Source organism: Nonomuraea sp. NPDC050790 (assembly GCF_044456745.1).
Taxonomy (GTDB): Bacteria; Actinomycetota; Actinomycetes; order Streptosporangiales; family Streptosporangiaceae; genus Nonomuraea.
This window is the reverse complement of record NZ_JBITGF010000005.1, coordinates 886,253-902,629: the sequence shown is the minus strand read 5'-3', so window position 1 is coordinate 902,629 and position 16,377 is coordinate 886,253. Positions and strand designations below refer to the sequence as shown.

Genomic DNA, 16,377 nt, shown 5'->3' with positions numbered 1-16,377 from the left:
ACGCTGCTTCCAGAAGATCAAAACCTGGCGTGGCCTGGCAACCCGCTATGACAAGACCCCGGAAAGCTACGAGGCAGGACTTCACCTCCGAGGCTCGATCATGTGGCTGAAACTCCTCACCTCACCTACATGATCCGAACCCCGAACAGCTCCTAGGGCCTGTACGAAGTTGAGATCAGAGGGATTCGCCTGCGCGGTGGCTTGCCGTCCTGGTAGGCCATCGCCATGGCGCGTGGAGAGCTCACCGATGATGAATGGTCTTTGATCGATCCTCATCTGCCCTTGGGGAGCGCGGTCCGATTCCGGACTTGCGGCAGCAGTTCAACGTGGTGATGTGGCGGTTTCGCACCGGCAGCCCGTGGCGGGATCTGCCGGTCGAGTACGGGCCGTGGTCCACCGTTTATGATCGGTTCCGATCCTGGGCGACGGCGGGGGTCTTCGAGGAGCTGATGCAGGCGATGATCGCTGAGGCCGCTGCTCGTGGGCAGGCCGGCTTTGACCTTGTCAGAGTGGACTCCACCACGGTCCGCGCCCATCACCACGCCGCCGGGATGGTCATGGACCCTGAGGTGTTGGAACGCCAAAGGGGGCAAAACCCCCCAGACGGCGAACCCGGCGACGACGGGAAACGCAACGGCGAACGCCGGCGGTTACGCCCGGCGGCGCCGCATCCGGCTGACGGCAGCCGGGCTGGGCCGCTCTCGGGGTGGGCTGACCGCCAAGATCCACCTGTCGGGCGTAAGAACCGCGGTTCCCATGGTGGTCGCCCGGTCAGCCATGATCCAGAACTGTATGAGCAGCGCAACACGGCCGAACGCCGCATCAACCAGATCAAGGAATGGCGCAGGGTTGGCCTTCCGCTTCGACAAGACCCCACTAATCCGTTGCCCATGTCGCAGGACAACGCGATTACCAGCAAGAACAGACCTTTCCCGACCACGGGGTCTCAGAGCCGTGCCCGCTCGTCGGCAACCTCTCCTGCGCGGATACAAATGCTCCCTAACGTGACTGAGCGGGCGGTTGCTGCTCAAGCCCCGTGACGTGCAGAAATATGTGCGCTAGACGCATCGAACGGAAAGTCACGGTAGGAAGGGCGACTTCACGCCGCTAAACGGGACTTCCGTTCCGATGCTCGTCATGCCCCGGTACCGAGGGCCACCGTTCGTTCCAGAGTTCATCGTTGGCCGGCGTCCATGTGAGTTGCCCTTCTCTTGCCAGGGCGCGGCTGCAGGACGATCCTGAAGCTGGTCAACGCGGCTAGCTGGGGACAGACTTTGTTTCGACATGCGGCATCCGTAGCTTTCACCTGCGCTGTGATCAGCGGCCTGGTCTCGGGCTGCGACCAAACCGGTTGCGCCCCGAGCCCGATCGTCAGCGCCTACGAGACCTATTCGCCTATCGTCTTGGCTGTCCTGCCCGAGGCAGCACCGAAGACGATCCCGGGTATCGCGGTTAGCCTTGGTCTGTTCGCGGTGGACGCTCTGGCGAAATACCTCATCGACCACACGGTGCCGAAGGACAAGACATGGCTGCTGATCGAACAGACGCTCCAAGGGCAGCAAAAGACGAGCGTGTTCGAGCTCAACACTGATCACGAGCTCAAGGTCAGCGTGAACGGCGCGCTGCTCAAGCACGTGGATCTCTACGTCAAGGAGCGGCAGATCAAGGTGATCATCCCGCCCGGCATCACGGCGAAGGTCGCCGTCACCGACGCCAAAGGCGGCGACAGCGTCGCGGTACGCGGCACCGTCCCCGGCAACCTGAACGGTTCCCAAGACCTGGACACCGGCAAGACCTTCCAGGCCGACACGCCTGAGACCCACACAGCGGACATTCGGATCAAAACATTCGGCATCAACGTAGGCCCGGAGCTGATCAACGGGGCGACGGCCGCGAAGTTCACCGGAACCGGTCAGCCGACGCTCAGCGCATGCATGTCCACTCCCTCCACGGCTTGGACGAGCAAACTTCAGAACTGGCAGGGCGGTGACAAGGACCGTGCCTGGTGTATCAGGACCAACGCCGGACACTACGGTCTCGCCGTCCCGAAAGTGACCAGCGTCTTCTGGGCCGGCCCCACCGAAGACTTCGGCGCCATCTCCTACCTGCTCTGGGCCCAGCCCGGCCTCGCCGCGGCCACTGCCACCCCCGTCCCCGATGCGAAGACCAGCAGGTGTTGACCTGGACGAGGAACACAACCCGGCAGTACCGCCCCCCGAAGGGGCGCTTTCACACCTCGTCGCAATCTCCCGTGAAGACGGCTTGGGGAATTCGTGCAGGAGACCGTAACCCCACGCATGTTTCATGAGTGGTCATTACCTGCAGCGCCTGAGCTGCTGTCCACGACGTCCATCACGAACGACGCTTTCTCGATGACCTGCCTGCTGGATGTGCGGCAAACGATGCAGCAGCCCCGCGAGGACGAACCGGTCCTCCTGCGTGAACGCGGGCTTGTTCACCTGCCGTTGCAGCACGGTCAGCTGATGCCGGCGCACCAAGATCTCGATGTCCTTCTCGCGATCGCTCGCGGACAGCAGCCGCAGAAACGAGAAACAGTCGTCACCGTGAGGTAATACTCGGCACCCGCACCGTCGCCGCGGTGTGCCGATACCAGTGCGGGTCGAAGGCGATCCCGATACCAGATCGTAGACCGCCGAATAGGTCAGCGCGTGACCACGGGGTTCGGCCCAGAGGTTGACGAAGAGGTAGTCGGAGTCCAGATCCCCGTACTCGCTGTGCAGGTAGTCGGCAGAAAGCCTGATCAGCTCCGCCGAAACCGGGATTGTGCGCGGTGTCTGGGATTTGAACCGGGCACCGTTGTCATTGATCCGCGGTCGCACCTTCACCGCACGTTCGGCGGCCGCCAGGTCCGCATGCCGCATGCCCAGCGCCTCGCCGATGCGGGTCCCGCTGTCGTAGAGAAGGGCGAACAGGAAGCGGTCGCGCAGCCGGTCGCACGCGTCCAGGATCGTCTGTACTTCGACGACCGTGCGCACCCGCGGTAGCTTGCGCGGTGCTCGGAGGCTCATCGTCCTGCTCCGGTGCCGGGTGTATGCATCATCAAGAGCGGCGTACGTGTGCCGCGGATGAACTCCCTCGTGGAGCGATGGATCCAGACCTGCCGGCGCGAGTGGGGTGTGGGCACCCCTGGCGGCGGGACCCGGATCAGCCACACGTGATCAGGAGTCGGGGTCCTGCGCCCGCGGTTTCGCGGCCAGTCTGCGGCGGGCGGCCTGGAGTTCGTTGTTCAGGTGCCGGACCTGCTGTTCGAGTTCGAGGATGCGGCGTACCGCGTTGAGGGTCATGCCTTCGTCGGTCATGGCCACGACGTGCTGGACGGTGCCGATGTCGTGGCGGGAGTAGCGGCGCTGGCCGCCGGGGGAGCGGCTGGGGCTGACCACATCATGCTGGTCCAGCCGGCGCAGGTAGGCCTGCTGTACGTGGAGCATGTCGGCGACTTGGCCCAGCGAGTACAGCGGTGCGTGCTCATCGTCGAAGGGCAGGGACATCTGCTTGCCTCCTGGCTGGGGCGGGCCGCGGGACCATCCCGGTGTCCCGTCAGGGTCGGTCGCGAGCCGGGGCCCGCCCTTGCCAGCGAGTCAGGCCTTGATCGCCTTCGAGTCACCGCGGCTGATCTCGACCTTGCGCGGCTTGGCGCGCTCCAGCACCGGGATGCGGACGACGAGCACGCCGTTGTGGTAGCCGGCGTCGATCCTTTCGCTGTCGAGGTGCTCGGACAGGTAGACGCGCCGGGTGAAGGTCCCCATCGGACGTTCGCGGACGAACAGCCGCTCGTCCTCGACGATCTCCTCCTCGCGGCGCGCGCTGACCGACAGGACGCCGCGGTCGACGGTGACCTCGATGGAGTCGGGGTCGATGCCGGGCAGGTCGAAGCGCAGGACTACGTCGTCCTTACGGCGCAGCCCGTCCATGGGCATGAGCGCGCCGCCGGTGTCGAAGGACTGACGCGCCAGCCGGTTGAACTGGCGCTCGAACTCCTGGACGAACGGATCGATCGAGGTCAACAGCATCGGAATGGCCTCCTTCGATGAGAGGTAACCTGCAAATCCAGTTGCATGTTACCTCGCTGTAGAGCAATTGAAAAGCTCTGTGGGCACATGATGGATGAGCCGACCCTCGTTCATGGAGTTCCGCGGTCCTACGCGCCGAATGCTCGGCACGGATCAACCTGACCTGTTCGGTGAGCGCCTCGGCCCCGGCGCTCACCGCTGGACCCGCCGACGCCGTGAACGCCAGGAAATCGACGAGGCCGGCCCGGTCGCCACGGCATGACCCGGCTTGGGTAGCCGGGGTGATCCGGTCGGCGTACAGGGGCCTCCCGAAGATCGTGATCATGCTGTCTGGGCGGGATCAGGCAGGTTTTCCGCCAGTGGGGAAGGGGCCGTAGGTGAGCAACGTCGATCTCGTCTTCGCGCTGGCCGGCGCCGGTGCCCTGTTGGCCGCCGCGCTGCCGGGAATGCTGCGCCGGCAACCCTTCTCGCTGCCGCTGGTGTGCCTGATCGGCGGGATGCTGCTGTTCTGGCTGCCGATCCCGCTGGCCAAGCCCGATCCGATCGCGCACCGGGTCGCGATCGAGCACATCACCGAGGTGTGCGTGGTCGTCGCCCTCATGGGTGCGGGACTGGCGCTCAACCGCCGGATCGGACTGCGCAAGTGGTCGTCGACCTGGCGTCTGCTCGGCGCGACGATGCCGCTGACCGTCATCGCCGTCGCGTTCCTGGCGACCTGGCTGCTCGGGTGGCCTCTGGCGGCCGCTCTTCTGCTCGGCGCGGTGCTCGCGCCGACCGATCCGGTGCTGGCCTCCGACGTGCAGGTCGGTGAGCCGGTCGACGCCGAGAACGCCGATGACGAGGTCCGGTTCGCGCTGACTTCTGAGGCGGGCCTCAACGACGGCCTGGCCTTCCCGGTGGTCTACGCGGCCGTCGCGCTCGCCTCGGTGGGCGGCCTGGCCTGGGCCGGGGAATGGGCGCTGACCGACGTGCTCTACCGGGTGGCGGCGGGAGTACTCGGCGGGCTGCTCATCGGACGCCTGCTCGGCCGGATGTTCTTCCACTCCAGCGCCAGGAACCTGCGCCTGGCCGAGCACCGTGACGGGTTCGTCGCGCTCGCGGCCACCTTCCTCGCCTACGGGCTGACCGAGATCGTCCAGGGTTACGGCTTCATCGCGGTGTTCGTGACCGCCTGCACGATCCGTAACGCCGAGCGCGACCACGGCTACAACGGCATCCTGCACGGCTTCATCGAGCAGGTCGAGCGGCTGTTCACCGCGTGGCTGCTGCTCCTGCTCGGTGGCTTCGTCGCGGTCGGCGGGCTGGCCGCGCTGACCTGGCGTGGCGTGGCCGTCTCGCTGCTGCTGCTCCTGCTGGTGCGACCGCTGGCCGGCTGGTTGGCCCAGCTGCGCGGACCGGCGGGCTCGCGTGAGCGCGCCGTCATCTCCGTGTTCGGCATCCGCGGGATCGGCTCCCTGTACTACCTGGCGTACGCACTGGGTCATGCCGATTTCGGCGTGCCCGCACAGGAGCTGTGGGCGGTGGTCGCCTTCACCGTGCTCGCCTCCGTCGCGCTGCACGGAATCACCGCGACACCGGTCATGAGATACCTGGATAGGTTGCGCGGCGTCCCCGAGCCGACACCGGTGGGACAACGCCACGGGTCATGATCGGTCCGCGCCGCCGTGGCGCGGGCCATCTCCAGCCGTTCGGGTACGCCGTCCACGGCGATCACCCGGTGACCGCGGTGGCGGGCGATACGGGCGGCCATGTGCCCGATCGGGCCGAGGCCGAGGCCCGAGGCCGAGTCCGAGGACGGTGACGCTGCCGCAGCCGGGGAGGTCGGCGTACTCGACGGCCTGCCAGGCGTTGGGCAACACGTCCGACAGGTAGACGAACCGCTCGTCCGGTTGCCCTGGCGGCACCTTGATCGGGCCGAACTGCGCTTGTGGCACCCGCAGCCGACACCCACCCGAAGGAGGGCTCATGCCCACCGCGCGAGAGATCATGACCCCGAACGCCGAATGCGTGGATGTCGGTGAGAGTCTCGTCGTCGCCGCTGAGAAGATGGCCAGGCTCGACGTCGGGTCGCTGCCCATCTGCGGCTCCGACAACCGTCTCAAGGGGATGCTCACCGATCGCGACATCGTGATCAAGTCCCTGGCTCAGGGCAAGGACCCCGCTTCCTGTACGGCCGGCGAGTTCGCCCAGGGCAAGCCGGTCACCATCGGCGCCGACGACGATGCCCGCGAGATTCTCCGCACGATGGCCGGACACCAGGTCCGCCGTCTGCCGGTGATCGACGGGCACGAGCTGGCAAAGTCGGCACGAGCGTGATCTCGCCGTTCGCGGCCGACCTCGCCGCCCCTCCGTAGCGGGCGTGGCAATGCTTGCTGTACACGGCCCTGGACGCCTACGTGCGCGAGGTCGCCGTCCGCGTGGCGGAAGACTGCGTGGCCCACATTCACGGCGATCTGGCCGAGGTGGCATGTTCCCGGCTTGCCGGTGCCGTGGGCGATCCAGACGGAGCCGTCGTCGGACCAGAAGGCGAGAGCAGCCCTGCTGGTGCTCGCGCTCAAGCAGTCAAGATCACCCGACCTACGGGGTGCTGTCCATTGGTGGGGCTACGCCCGCGTGTGGCGTGGTCCATGGTGTCTGCCTCTCCGGGAGATGACGGCCGGGGCGTGTGCCCGCGGCACGTAAGCAGGCGGCACCCGCGCTGCGTCGTTTATGCGTTGTTTAGCGCCGTCGGTGAGGGCAGGCGTGAGGTTATGACGTTGCTGCCACGCGTTCTCGGCGCGATCACCATGCTCTACTCGGCCGCGATCATCGTGCGGCCCAGGCTGCTGGCCGGGCCGTGTGACCTGGTCGATACGGCGGGTGAGCCATTGCCCGGCGTCTCCACGCTGATCGCTGCGGTGGGCGCGCGTGATCTGGCCATCGGCGCGGCCATGATGGCCGCACCCGAGGGAGTGGCGTTGCGCACGGCCATCGCCGCGCGGGTGGCTTCAGACCTGGGCGATGCCGCGGTGTTCGGCAGCGCCTTGACCAGCCGCCGCGCCCGCGCGCGAATCGCAGGCTTCGCTCTGGGCTGGGCCACGGTTTGCGCCCTGAGCGCGCTGACGTAGACGCGCCCGACGGAAGGGAGGCGGCAACGTCGCGCCGCGGTATGTCCGTCACGACGAGAAGGGAACCACCTGTATGAGCTCCATCACCGAATCCATCGACGTCGCGGTCCCCGTCCGGACCGCCTACGACCAGTGGACCCAGTTCGAGACCTTTCCCGAGTTCATGGAGGGCGTGGAGTCGATCACCCAGCAGAGTGACACCATGACCCACTGGCAGATCAAGGTCGGCGGGGTGCACCGGGAGTTCGACGCCCGCATCACCGAACAGCATCCCGATGAGCGGGTGGCGTGGGAGTCGCTCGACGGCCCGCGGCACGCCGGCGTCGTCACCTTCCACCGGCTCGACGACGACCACACCCGGGTCACCCTGCAGATGGACACCGACCCCGAGGGGGTGGCCGAGAACGTGGCCGACGCCGTCGGCCTGCTGACCCATCGGGTCAAGGGAGACCTGCGGCGCTTCGGCGAGTTCATCGAAAAGCGCGGCGGCCAGACCGGTGCGTGGCGGGGCGAGGTCAACGGCCCGCACCAGAGCTGAGCGCCGCACTTCCGGGCCTGGGCCGAGGCGCCGTCTAGAGCGGGCGCATCGCCCAGGCCCCTGTCTGCCCGAGCGGAGTGCCACGATAGGACGGTGACACAGCACGTCCATCCGGCCCAGCCCGCTGGGGGTCCGCCGACGTTCGCCGCCGGCGCGGTGGCACGTCGGCTGGGTCTGCCGGTCTCCACGCTGCGCAGCTGGAACAACCGCTACGGCATCGGGCCCAGCGATCACCAGCGCGGCCGGCACCGCCGCTACACCGAAACCGACATCGCCGTCTTGGCCGTCATGCAGCGGCTCGTCGCCCAGGGCAGCCCGCCGGCGGCCGCCGCACGCGCGGCCCGGGACCGGCGGCCGAACAACGTCCGCTTGGACGGCCCGCTGGTCAAGCACCTGGTTGGGGCGGCCTACCGGCTCGACAGCCACACCACGATCACCACGATCTGCCAGGCCCTGACGACACACGGGGTCGTCGACACCTGGCAGCACCTGTGCGTGCCGGCCCTGAACCAGGTACAGGAGCGGGTATCCGGTCAGGGCGACTGCGTTGAGGTCGAGCACCTGCTGTCCTGGTCGATCACCACCAGCCTGCACCAGGTGGTCGCCACCCCTGTGGGAGCGCCGGTCGCGATGCTCGCTTGTCCGGCCGGTGAACACCACGCGCTGCCGCTGGAGGCCCTCAACGCCGCCCTGGCCGAACGAGGAGTGCCCGCTGCCACGCTCGGCGCCGACGTACCCGAGCGGGCACTCGCCGACGCGGCAGGCCGTGCCCGGCCGAAGGTCGTGGTGCTGTGGTCGCAAGCGCCGGCCACCGCCTCGCCCAGCGCTTTGCGGATATTCGACGACGCATCGATCATGGTGCTCGCCGCGGGGCCAGGCTGGGCGCGGACGCCTCTGTCAGGCCCCGTGATCGCCGTGAACGATCTGTCACAGGCCGTTGGCCTGATCATGGACGGCGCGCAGAACCGCTGACCTTCGCTCGCGGGTTGCGGGGAGCCCGATGGACTGTTCTAGCTGTCGCCGGGAGGTTCGTCGGCGTGTTGGAGGCGGGCGCGGCGACGGTGGCTGGTGTCGCAGAACGGGTAGGAGCGACTGCGGCGGCAGGCACACAATGCCACCAGGAACCGGTCGGACCTGGCCACTGAGCCATCCTCCTGAACCACTTCGACCGGCCCTTCGATCAGCACGGGCCCGCCGGGCACCATGGTGACCCTGCGGGCTTCAGGCGGCCTGCCACCTTGTGACGCTGTCGGATTTGTCGGCACGGATGACCACCACTTCCTCGTCGTCGAGTCCCGGCCCTGCGCGCGGCGAGCACGGCCATCGTGCCCGTGCCCACGTCGAGCACCCGGGCCCCCGGCTGAAGCTCGACCAGCTCGAACGCCGCTGCCGGCAGCGCGGTGTCACCCTGGGGCCGGTACACCCCCGGCGGTCTCAGCAGAAACATCCCCTGCCCCCAATAGCGTCTCGGACAACGGCGCCAGCAGCGAACTGCCGCCGGAGCGCCAGCGGCTCAGGACAAGCTCGCCGAAGCGTTCTTCCAGCCAGTCGGTGGCCCGCACGCCGAACACGACGTCGGCGGCCAGGTCCGGCTCCCGCTGCAGCAGGTCGCCGATGACGTCGCGGCGCAGCACCTGTTCGTGCACGGCGTCGGCCTCGATGTGCTCGGTGAAGAAAAGCGGGTCGACGCCGAGGCGGGTCAGAGCCTGAGCCATGCGTCGCGCGCTGGGCGCGGTGGTGATCTCGGCGGCGGCGAAGTGTCCGACCAGCGCTCCCCGCAGGCTGCGATGCAGGCCGAACAGCGACATCATGTTGACGACCGCGAGCATCTGGGCGGGCGCGACCTTCAGATAAGCCCCATAGGCGGAGTCGAGCCCGAGTTCGTCCATCAGGTCGGCGAACAGCTGGGCGTGCACGCGCTCGGCCCGTCCGCCGCCGAACTCGTCGAACTCCACCGCCACCAGCGCCGCCTTGGCTTTGCCCTGCAACCGGGGAATGACCCAGGCGTGCGGGTCGGCCTCCTTGAGGTGGTAGACCGACCGGTGAGCCACGTACTCGCGCAATTGCCACAGCTGCCCGTTGTCACGCAGATGGTGGGAGATCCCCTGGGCGTCGACCGGCTCGACCAGCAGGTCCTCCAGCACGCCGCCGACGTCGTCTCCTCCTCCGGCCCCTTCCCGCAGCGCGGCCAGGAACAGCCGCTCCAGCTCGCCGCGCGTCCGCAACAGGTCGGGATCCCACTCCAGCTCCCCGCCGACGCCGTCGAAGCCGCGATAGTGCAGCTCGTAGCAGAGGTACAGGGCCAGTTGCAGGTCCTGCCCGAGCGGGTCGCCCCCGGCCACCCGCGGCGGCGACTCGCCGAGCGTCAGTGTCGAGATCACCCCGGCCGACACCGGTCCGCGGGCGGGCGGCAGCTTCGGCTCGTTCATGCGCTCGCCTCGTACGCCCGGTGCGGCTCTTCCCGCGTGGTTTGCTCGCGCAGTAGCTCAAGCACCGCCCCTGTCGCGCCTTCGGCGGCGCGGCGCTGTCGTGCGGCACCCGTGCCGGCTCGCCGTACCCAGGCCAGCAGTTCCTCGACCTCGGCCAGGTCGCCGCTGTCGGCGAGGGCGTCGCGCACGTGAGAGAGCAGTCGGCCGAGCAGTTGTACGGCGGGCGCGGCGCGCTCGGCGAACACGTCGATCCCCGGCCCGTCGAGCCCGTGGCGGGCCGCGTTCCATACCGCTGCGGCGCACACCTGCTCGCCCACTCTCGGCGCCTGCCGGCCTTCGGCCAGGGCGGCTTCCGCGGTGCTGACCAGGGCCCTGGTCAGGGCAGCCTGCAGTACCGCCTCCCCGACTGTCGCGGCCGCGTCGGCCGCGCGGACCTCCACCGTCGCCAGCCCGACGCCTGGCCTGGCCAGCCAGAAGGACATCGCTTCGTCCACCAGCACCCCGCACTCGGCGAGCTTGTCCACCTGCCGGTCGTAGGCGGCGGCCGAGTCGAACCAGGGCGGCACCCCGAAACCGGGAAAGCGTGACTGCTGCACGATGCGCCAGCTCGCATACCCCGAATCACGTCCCCGATCGAACGGGGAGTTGGCCGACAGCGCCACCAGCGTCGGCAGCCAGGGACGCAGATGATTCATCACCGCGACGGCCATGTCGCGATCGGCGATGCCGATGTGCACGTGGCAGCCGGCGCTCTGATAGTCGGCGATCACACCGGCATACATCTGCCCGATCCGGGCGAACCGCTCGCCCTCCGTCAGCACGGGCTCGGTACCGGCCAGTACCGGAGTGCCCACCGACACCAGTTCCAGTCCCTCGTCCCGGGCAGCCGCGTTCAGCATGACGCGGGCCTCGCGCAGTTGGGTTCGCAGCTCGCCGAGCGTCGTGCAGATCCCGGTGGCCGCCTCGACCTGGGTCTGGAACAACTCCCCGTGCAGACCTCCGCCGCTGCGGCGCCAGGGATGCTCCCCGGCCGCCGCGAGTACCTTGCTCGCCAGCGGGGCAGGCTCACCCGAGCCGGCCTCCAGCAGCAGGAATTCCTCTTCTACTCCCATGGTCGTCGCCATCCCACCCCTTTCGCCCGGCGCCGAAGGAGACGGCTGGAACCCCCGTGAGCTGCGGCGCAGTTGCCCTGACCCCTGCCCGGCAGGCGGGTATCATGTCTGACGCGCGCATCCATCTCGCTCATGGGACCCGCTCGGTCACGATCAGCCCGCGGTTTCCGGGTCGGATGCCCAGCAGCGAGCGCGGGTCGAAGTCGAACCCGAAGCGTGCCCGTCGAGTATGCGTCATGAAGTGCAACTGCCCTCGCCATCGAGTCTGTAACGACGCACAAACGACGCAAACCTTCACGTCTGTCCCAGGGAACGGAAGTGCGGAATGCCAGCAACGCGCGACTTCCGCGGCTGCACCGGAAACGGGGTGAGGAAGGCCGCGTCCGGTGCCGTCATCGCCCGCCGGGGCGGCGCCTCGTGCCCGGAGGCGGGACGCATCGGACCGCGGCTCAGCCGGTCGGGGGGAAGGGGTCGGAGCCGGGGGTGATGGTGCGCTTGTCGCGAACCTTGCCGTCGGTGCCGTGGATGACCAGCTCTCCGCCGCCGCTGTTGTGCACGATCTCGCGGGCGCGCTCGATCGCTTCTTCCTGCGTGGCGAACACCTCGCTCGCCTGTGTGGCGCCGGGGGCCAGCACCTGCCAGCCGTTCGCGTGGGGCAGTACCTGGCGGTCGCTCATCTGCTTCTCCTGTCTTCTCGTGCGGCGTTCACTGAGGTGGTGCGGGGATGGGGCGTGCGGCGAGGGCTTCGGCGACGGCCACCAGGTTGGCCGCCATGGCGCGGCCGGTCTTGTGGGACCACTCGCGGCCCTGGTCGGAGTCGAGGTAGTCGGGTCCGGCTCCGGGGCCGAGGTGCCAGTAGGTCCAGGCCTGGCCGGGGATGGTGTAGCCGATGTCGCCGAGTGCGCCGGCGATCTCGCTGATCACGTGGTGGGCGCCGTCCTCGTTGCCGGTGACCACCACGCCCGCGACGCGGTTGTAGGCCACGGGCCGGTCTTCGTCGTCGGTTTCGGAGATCATGGCGTCCATCCGTTCGATGACCCGCTGGGCCAGCGAGGACGGCCGTCCGACCCAGGTCGGCGAGGCGATCACCAGGATCTCGGCGTTCAGGAGCTTGCGGTGGATCTGCGGCCATTCGTCGCCGTGTCCCATGTTGGTCTGCACGCCGGGCCGGATGTCCACGTCCACGGCCCGCACGATCTCGACCTCGACTTTCCGCTCCCGGAGTTCCTGGACGACCACGCCGGCCAGCGCCTCGGTGTTGGACGCTGCGGGAAAGGACTTGAGCGTGCAGTTGATCACGAGAGCTCGCACCGTGGCCTCCTTCAGTGGGAAAGGGGGAGCTACCCTGCGAGAGGCGGACAAACGGGGTCGCCCACCGCCGCATCGCTGGCCCGAAAGCGCGATGGTGATGCGTCAGGTGTGCTTGGTCATGAGTCACCGGTTCGTACCTGGGCCGTCCTGCCGGTGTTCGTCGTGGCGGTCGCGCTCGTGGCCGTCGTGGCGCTCCTTCTGCTGATCGTCGCCACCATCGTGCTGTTCGGGCGCATCCGCCGCGTGACGCTGCTGCGGGTGCCGTACCTGCTGTGGGTGATCTACGCGGCGGCGCTGAACCTCGCCATCTGGCAGCTCAACTGAAACCCGGCGGGGCGGGCTCAGGACGAAGTGCGGCGTTGCTTCAGCTCGGCTTCCGCGACGTGACGGCGCCCGTCCATCAGGCGGTCGCGGACTTCGGACTCCAGCGCGCGGAAGGTGGCGTAGTAGCCCGCGTCGTAGTCCTCCACGATCTGGAACGTCCATCGATCCTTGATCACGTCCAGGCCGATCAGGTCGCGCCGGATCCGTTCGGCGAGATCGCCCTGACCGGCCTTGTCCAGGAGTTCCGTCACCGTGTCCAGCGCGAAATCCGCCCTGCCGGTGAGCTGATGGAAGGTGTACAGGTGGCCGCGGGCCCTTTCGACCAGTTCCAGTGCCTCCGTCAGCTTGCCGGCGGCCTCCACGGCAGTGTCGTCGGCGTGCTCGGGCCGCCTGTGTTCGGGATCGGGCTCGTATGCCATGGGCTGCTCGTACCCACGCCACCGCCGACAAACGCGACACCTGGCATGGACCAGAGGCTTTCAGCGTCACCACGTCCTGCAAGCGAAAGGCTTTCGGCGGCCGTCGGTGGTGCTGTTGTCCTGGGCCGCCCACCAGTGCGTCACCGTCCCTGTCTCAAACCGCTCGGTGGTCCAGGCGCGCAGCCGGTCCAGGCGTTCGTTCACCCGGCCCGCACCTGGGGTGAAGGACTCGCCGGTGACGATGAGCAGCCGCTGCCCGTCCTCGTACGGGGCGGTACGTACGGAACGGGTGTTCTGCTCGGTGGTGATGAACATGGCGCCCGGGTCGCGTCCGGCCGGGATGGGCGCGGCGACGACGAGTTCGCGATGGGGACGCAGCCGGGCCAGCAGCAGGGACCGGTCGAAGATCGGATAGTGCGTGGCGATGACCACGTCGGCCGCCGTCACCCTCTGCCCGCGCTCGGTGGTGAGGCGGCAGGGCTCGCCCTCCTTCAAATCGACCACGCGCGTGTCTTCGAAGACGAGCGCGCCTTGCGCGGTCATGGCCTCGGCGAGACCGAGGAGGTAGGCGCGGGGGTGGAAGTAATCGTCGGCGGGTATAGAGCTGAGCGTGCTGTTCACGCCGGCGCCTCCGGCCGGATGGCGAGCCCATGCCGCGTGCACGGCCCCGGGTTGCCTTCTGAGTATCCATTTTGGTTGATAGTCATCCAAATGGATGACTGTCGGGGACGGGGAAGCATGACCTTCCACGTAGCAGTCATCGGCGCAGGGGTGGGCGGGCTCTGTCTGGCCCAGGGTTTGCACAAGGCGGGTGTCGACGTCACCGTGTACGAGCGCGACCGCACACCGACCAACCGCCTTCAGGGCTACCGCCTGCACATCAACCCCCTCGGTGCCCAAGCGCTCCGCGAGTGCATGCCTCGAGAGCTGTGGCAGGCGTTCCTGGCCACCACAGGCAAGGGCGGGCTCGACTTCGTGTTCATGACCGAGCGGCTGCGGCCGCTGATCAAGCTGGAGGCCGGCGAGCGGGACGCCAACTGGCGCGACCACCACTCGGTCAGCCGGATCACCCTGCGCCAGATCCTCCTGACCGGCCTGCACGAGGTGGTGCGCTTCGACCGGACGTTCGAGCGGTACGAGCGCAGGGAAGACGGGCGGATCACGCTGCACTTCGCGGACGGTTCCACCGCGACCACCGACGTCCTGGTGGCCGCCGACGGCAGCGGCTCGCGGGTGCGGCAGCAGTACCTTCCGCAGGCCGAGCGGATCGACACCGGCATCACCCGTGTCGCCGGCAAGTTCCCGCTCACCGAGGAGACGAAGCGGCTCATTCCGGCTCACCTCTACGAGGGCCTGACCAACATCGTCCCGGCCAGGGGTTACTCGATGTTCTGCGCGCCGCACGACTTCGGTGGCGATCCGGTCGTGCTGCCCAGCGGCATCGGAGCCAGCGAACGCGGGGGCGCGATGCACGACAACACCAGCAGCTACATCCTGTGGGCTTTCGGCGCCGAAACCCGGCAGTTCCCGGCGGACGCCGCCGAGATGCCGGGCGCCGAGATCCGCGACCTCGTCACCGGCATGATCGGCAACTGGCACCCGGACCTGCTCCGGATGATCGACATGACCCCTCCGGAGACGGTGTCGCTGCTGCCGATCCGCAGCGCCGTACCGACTGGGCCATGGGCCGCCACGAACATCACGCTGCTCGGTGACGCCATCCACACCATGGCCCCCCACCTGGGCCTCGGGGCCAACACCGCGCTGCGCGACGCCCGGCTGCTTTGTCAGGAACTGACCGCTGCTCAGGCGAAGGACGTCGTCGCGGCGATCGCCGCCTACGAGAGCCAGATGACCGTGTACGGCTTCGCCGCGGTGCGCGACTCCCTGAACACGGCCCGGCGGTTCGTCACCAGGAGCCCGCTGGCCCGTCTTGGCTTCCGCACCTTTCTGCGCACGGCGCAGCGGATCCCGAAGCTAAAGGAACGCGCCTTCGCGGCCGGAGCCGCCTGAACCCCGGCCATAAGACGCCGCCCGCTCGGCGCCCATAGGCGTCGAGCGGGCGGCGCGGTGTCATCAGACCGGCTTGTCGCCGATGAGCAGGGTACTGAGCTCGTTCAGCGCGACCGGCTGCCGGACCTCGAATCCGGCCTCCTTCAGCCACCCGAGGCCCTCAGCGACCGTGTACTCCGAGGATCCACTGATCATCGCCATGTTGAGGCTCATCAGGAGCCCGAAGGCCGCGTCGCGCCGCTCGTCGTCGATCATGCTGTCGTAGATCAGCAAGGTGCCGCCGGGGGGCAACTGCTCGAACGCCCGGTTCACCAGCGCCCGCCGACGCTCGTCCACCCAGTCGTGCAGCACGTGGCCGAGGATGTACACCTGGGTGTCGGGCAGGTCGTCGGTGAAGAAGCTGCCCGCCTGGTAGCTGACCCGGTCACGCAGGTCGCTTTCACCGCTTTCCTTTTCGATGAGCTCGTCGAAAAGGGGCTTCAGCGGGGGCAGGTCGAAGGTCACCCCGCGAAGGTGCGGGTGGGCGGCGGCCAGCCGCATGGTGAGCAGCCCGCGGCAGCCGCCGAGGTCGGTGAAGGACTTGACCGTGTCCCACGCGTACCTCTCCGCCAGCGGGCGGCCGAGCAGCACCGCATACCCGTCCATCGCGTCGGCGAAGTGGCGGGTGCGCGCGGGGTCGGCGTACAGGCCCTCGGTGAAGTCGGCTTCCGACAACTGCTGTACCAGGCTCTCGCCTGAGCGTAGGAAGTCGGGCAGCTTGCCCCACGCCGGGTAGAGCCGGCGCTGGTTGTGGGCAAGAAAGCCGCCGATGTACTCCGGCTGGCGCGGGTCGAGGTAGGTCGCGGTCAGGGGCCCCGCCTTGTACGCGGAACCGTTCCGTTCGAGCAGGTCCATCGCGACCAGCGAGTCCAGGTAGTCGCTCGTCAGCTTGGGATGCAGGCCGAACTCGCGCTGGATCTCCTCGGCGGTGGACGGCGCGCCGCAGATGCGGGCGAACAGTCCCAGCTCGATCCCGGCGAACAGGGCCTGCGCCTGGAAGAATCCCGTCGCTGTCCTGACAAGGGGTGTTGCGGACATCCGGCGTCCTTTCTCA

20 protein-coding genes are annotated in these 16,377 nt (G+C 68.3%); 9 read left to right on the top strand and 11 right to left on the bottom strand.

What is annotated here, in order from left to right; translation table 11 throughout:
- Positions 1 to 254: 254 nt before the first annotated feature.
- Positions 255 to 1,040, top strand: a complete 786-nt coding sequence (locus ACIBEJ_RS29450) for a transposase (protein WP_397186082.1) — start codon at positions 255 to 257, stop codon at positions 1,038 to 1,040.
- A 273-nt stretch (positions 1,041 to 1,313) separates the two neighbouring features.
- Positions 1,314 to 2,180, top strand: coding sequence for a hypothetical protein (locus ACIBEJ_RS29445; protein WP_397186081.1), 867 nt, complete (start codon positions 1,314 to 1,316; stop codon positions 2,178 to 2,180).
- Between the two features lie 135 nt (positions 2,181 to 2,315).
- Here ACIBEJ_RS29445 and ACIBEJ_RS29440 read toward each other — a convergent pair whose 3' ends face one another.
- The 3 genes from ACIBEJ_RS29440 to ACIBEJ_RS29430 form a co-directional block, all read right to left on the bottom strand.
- Complete coding sequence (locus ACIBEJ_RS29440) at positions 2,316 to 2,996, bottom strand: tyrosine-type recombinase/integrase (RefSeq protein ID WP_397186080.1); 681 nt, start codon at positions 2,994 to 2,996, stop codon at positions 2,316 to 2,318.
- Positions 2,997 to 3,179: 183 nt separating this feature from the next.
- Positions 3,180 to 3,509 (bottom strand): MerR family transcriptional regulator, encoded by a 330-nt coding sequence (locus ACIBEJ_RS29435; RefSeq protein ID WP_397186079.1) that lies wholly within the window; start codon positions 3,507 to 3,509, stop codon positions 3,180 to 3,182.
- A gap of 90 nt (positions 3,510 to 3,599) precedes the next feature.
- The gene (locus ACIBEJ_RS29430) at positions 3,600 to 4,031 is read right to left on the bottom strand and encodes an Hsp20/alpha crystallin family protein (RefSeq protein ID WP_397186078.1); all 432 of its coding nucleotides are present in this window, start codon (positions 4,029 to 4,031) and stop codon (positions 3,600 to 3,602) included.
- A 377-nt stretch (positions 4,032 to 4,408) separates the two neighbouring features.
- Here ACIBEJ_RS29430 and ACIBEJ_RS29425 point away from each other — a divergent pair, with 377 nt between their 5' ends.
- The 5 genes from ACIBEJ_RS29425 (at position 4,409) to ACIBEJ_RS29405 (ending at position 8,648) form a co-directional block, all read left to right on the top strand.
- A complete protein-coding gene (locus tag ACIBEJ_RS29425) occupies positions 4,409 to 5,680 on the top strand; it encodes a cation:proton antiporter (RefSeq protein WP_397186077.1) in 1,272 nt (423 codons plus the stop codon).
- A gap of 316 nt (positions 5,681 to 5,996) precedes the next feature.
- Positions 5,997 to 6,347, top strand: a complete 351-nt coding sequence (locus tag ACIBEJ_RS29420) for a CBS domain-containing protein (protein ID WP_397186076.1) — start codon at positions 5,997 to 5,999, stop codon at positions 6,345 to 6,347.
- A 434-nt stretch (positions 6,348 to 6,781) separates the two neighbouring features.
- Positions 6,782 to 7,138: a hypothetical protein gene (locus ACIBEJ_RS29415; RefSeq protein ID WP_397186075.1), complete on the top strand. Its 357-nt coding sequence runs from the start codon at positions 6,782 to 6,784 to the stop codon at positions 7,136 to 7,138.
- Between the two features lie 73 nt (positions 7,139 to 7,211).
- On the top strand, positions 7,212 to 7,676 hold the full coding sequence (locus tag ACIBEJ_RS29410) for an SRPBCC family protein (RefSeq protein WP_397186074.1): 465 nt from the start codon (positions 7,212 to 7,214) through the stop codon (positions 7,674 to 7,676).
- 93 nt (positions 7,677 to 7,769) lie between these two features.
- On the top strand, positions 7,770 to 8,648 hold the full coding sequence (locus tag ACIBEJ_RS29405; RefSeq protein ID WP_397186073.1) for a MerR family transcriptional regulator: 879 nt from the start codon (positions 7,770 to 7,772) through the stop codon (positions 8,646 to 8,648).
- A 38-nt stretch (positions 8,649 to 8,686) separates the two neighbouring features.
- Here ACIBEJ_RS29405 and ACIBEJ_RS29400 read toward each other — a convergent pair whose 3' ends face one another.
- From ACIBEJ_RS29400 to ACIBEJ_RS29380, 5 genes are all read right to left on the bottom strand, one after another.
- On the bottom strand, positions 8,687 to 8,881 hold the full coding sequence (locus ACIBEJ_RS29400; protein ID WP_397186072.1) for a CDGSH iron-sulfur domain-containing protein: 195 nt from the start codon (positions 8,879 to 8,881) through the stop codon (positions 8,687 to 8,689).
- Between the two features lie 198 nt (positions 8,882 to 9,079).
- The gene (locus tag ACIBEJ_RS29395; protein ID WP_397186071.1) at positions 9,080 to 10,105 is read right to left on the bottom strand and encodes an iron-containing redox enzyme family protein; all 1,026 of its coding nucleotides are present in this window, start codon (positions 10,103 to 10,105) and stop codon (positions 9,080 to 9,082) included.
- Positions 10,102 to 11,229 (bottom strand): glutamate--cysteine ligase, encoded by a 1,128-nt coding sequence (locus ACIBEJ_RS29390; RefSeq protein WP_397186070.1) that lies wholly within the window; start codon positions 11,227 to 11,229, stop codon positions 10,102 to 10,104. The genes ACIBEJ_RS29395 and ACIBEJ_RS29390 overlap by 4 nt, the downstream gene beginning before the upstream one ends.
- Positions 11,230 to 11,666: 437 nt before the next feature.
- Positions 11,667 to 11,894 (bottom strand): DUF2188 domain-containing protein, encoded by a 228-nt coding sequence (locus ACIBEJ_RS29385; RefSeq protein ID WP_397186069.1) that lies wholly within the window; start codon positions 11,892 to 11,894, stop codon positions 11,667 to 11,669.
- Positions 11,895 to 11,922: 28 nt separating this feature from the next.
- Positions 11,923 to 12,528: a flavodoxin family protein gene (locus ACIBEJ_RS29380; RefSeq protein WP_397186068.1), complete on the bottom strand. Its 606-nt coding sequence runs from the start codon at positions 12,526 to 12,528 to the stop codon at positions 11,923 to 11,925.
- Positions 12,529 to 12,636: 108 nt separating this feature from the next.
- Here ACIBEJ_RS29380 and ACIBEJ_RS29375 point away from each other — a divergent pair, with 108 nt between their 5' ends.
- On the top strand, positions 12,637 to 12,852 hold the full coding sequence (locus ACIBEJ_RS29375; protein ID WP_397186067.1) for a tryptophan-rich sensory protein: 216 nt from the start codon (positions 12,637 to 12,639) through the stop codon (positions 12,850 to 12,852).
- A gap of 17 nt (positions 12,853 to 12,869) precedes the next feature.
- Here ACIBEJ_RS29375 and ACIBEJ_RS29370 read toward each other — a convergent pair whose 3' ends face one another.
- Both ACIBEJ_RS29370 and ACIBEJ_RS29365 read right to left on the bottom strand, forming a co-directional pair.
- Positions 12,870 to 13,271 carry a hypothetical protein gene (locus tag ACIBEJ_RS29370; RefSeq protein ID WP_397186066.1) on the bottom strand — a complete coding sequence of 134 codons (402 nt, stop codon included), beginning with the start codon at positions 13,269 to 13,271 and terminating at the stop codon, positions 12,870 to 12,872.
- Between the two features lie 66 nt (positions 13,272 to 13,337).
- Positions 13,338 to 13,892 carry an FAD-dependent oxidoreductase gene (locus ACIBEJ_RS29365; protein WP_397186065.1) on the bottom strand — a complete coding sequence of 185 codons (555 nt, stop codon included), beginning with the start codon at positions 13,890 to 13,892 and terminating at the stop codon, positions 13,338 to 13,340.
- A gap of 117 nt (positions 13,893 to 14,009) precedes the next feature.
- Here ACIBEJ_RS29365 and ACIBEJ_RS29360 point away from each other — a divergent pair, with 117 nt between their 5' ends.
- Positions 14,010 to 15,284, top strand: a complete 1,275-nt coding sequence (locus ACIBEJ_RS29360; protein WP_397186064.1) for an FAD-dependent oxidoreductase — start codon at positions 14,010 to 14,012, stop codon at positions 15,282 to 15,284.
- A gap of 63 nt (positions 15,285 to 15,347) precedes the next feature.
- Here the strand turns inward: ACIBEJ_RS29360 and ACIBEJ_RS29355 are convergent, their stop codons facing one another.
- A complete protein-coding gene (locus tag ACIBEJ_RS29355) occupies positions 15,348 to 16,361 on the bottom strand; it encodes a methyltransferase (RefSeq protein WP_397186063.1) in 1,014 nt (337 codons plus the stop codon).
- Between the last annotated feature and the right edge of the window lie 16 nt (positions 16,362 to 16,377).

What these genes read in the sequence shown, in the direction of transcription:
- ACIBEJ_RS29410 (WP_397186074.1), top strand. Translation starts at nt 7,212, where the DNA reads ATGAGCTCCATCACCGAATCCATCGACGTCGCGGTCCCCGTCCGGACC.
- ACIBEJ_RS29355 (WP_397186063.1), bottom strand. Translation starts at nt 16,361, where the DNA reads ATGTCCGCAACACCCCTTGTCAGGACAGCGACGGGATTCTTCCAGGCG.
- ACIBEJ_RS29395 (WP_397186071.1), bottom strand. Translation starts at nt 10,105, where the DNA reads ATGAACGAGCCGAAGCTGCCGCCCGCCCGCGGACCGGTGTCGGCCGGG.
- ACIBEJ_RS29385 (WP_397186069.1), bottom strand. Translation starts at nt 11,894, where the DNA reads ATGAGCGACCGCCAGGTACTGCCCCACGCGAACGGCTGGCAGGTGCTG.
- ACIBEJ_RS29390 (WP_397186070.1), bottom strand. Translation starts at nt 11,229, where the DNA reads ATGGCGACGACCATGGGAGTAGAAGAGGAATTCCTGCTGCTGGAGGCC.
- ACIBEJ_RS29370 (WP_397186066.1), bottom strand. Translation starts at nt 13,271, where the DNA reads ATGGCATACGAGCCCGATCCCGAACACAGGCGGCCCGAGCACGCCGAC.
- ACIBEJ_RS29435 (WP_397186079.1), bottom strand. Translation starts at nt 3,509, where the DNA reads ATGTCCCTGCCCTTCGACGATGAGCACGCACCGCTGTACTCGCTGGGC.
- ACIBEJ_RS29430 (WP_397186078.1), bottom strand. Translation starts at nt 4,031, where the DNA reads ATGCTGTTGACCTCGATCGATCCGTTCGTCCAGGAGTTCGAGCGCCAG.
- ACIBEJ_RS29360 (WP_397186064.1), top strand. Translation starts at nt 14,010, where the DNA reads ATGACCTTCCACGTAGCAGTCATCGGCGCAGGGGTGGGCGGGCTCTGT.
- ACIBEJ_RS29400 (WP_397186072.1), bottom strand. Translation starts at nt 8,881, where the DNA reads ATGGTGCCCGGCGGGCCCGTGCTGATCGAAGGGCCGGTCGAAGTGGTT.
- ACIBEJ_RS29415 (WP_397186075.1), top strand. Translation starts at nt 6,782, where the DNA reads ATGACGTTGCTGCCACGCGTTCTCGGCGCGATCACCATGCTCTACTCG.
- ACIBEJ_RS29420 (WP_397186076.1), top strand. Translation starts at nt 5,997, where the DNA reads ATGCCCACCGCGCGAGAGATCATGACCCCGAACGCCGAATGCGTGGAT.
- ACIBEJ_RS29450 (WP_397186082.1), top strand. Translation starts at nt 255, where the DNA reads ATGGTCTTTGATCGATCCTCATCTGCCCTTGGGGAGCGCGGTCCGATT.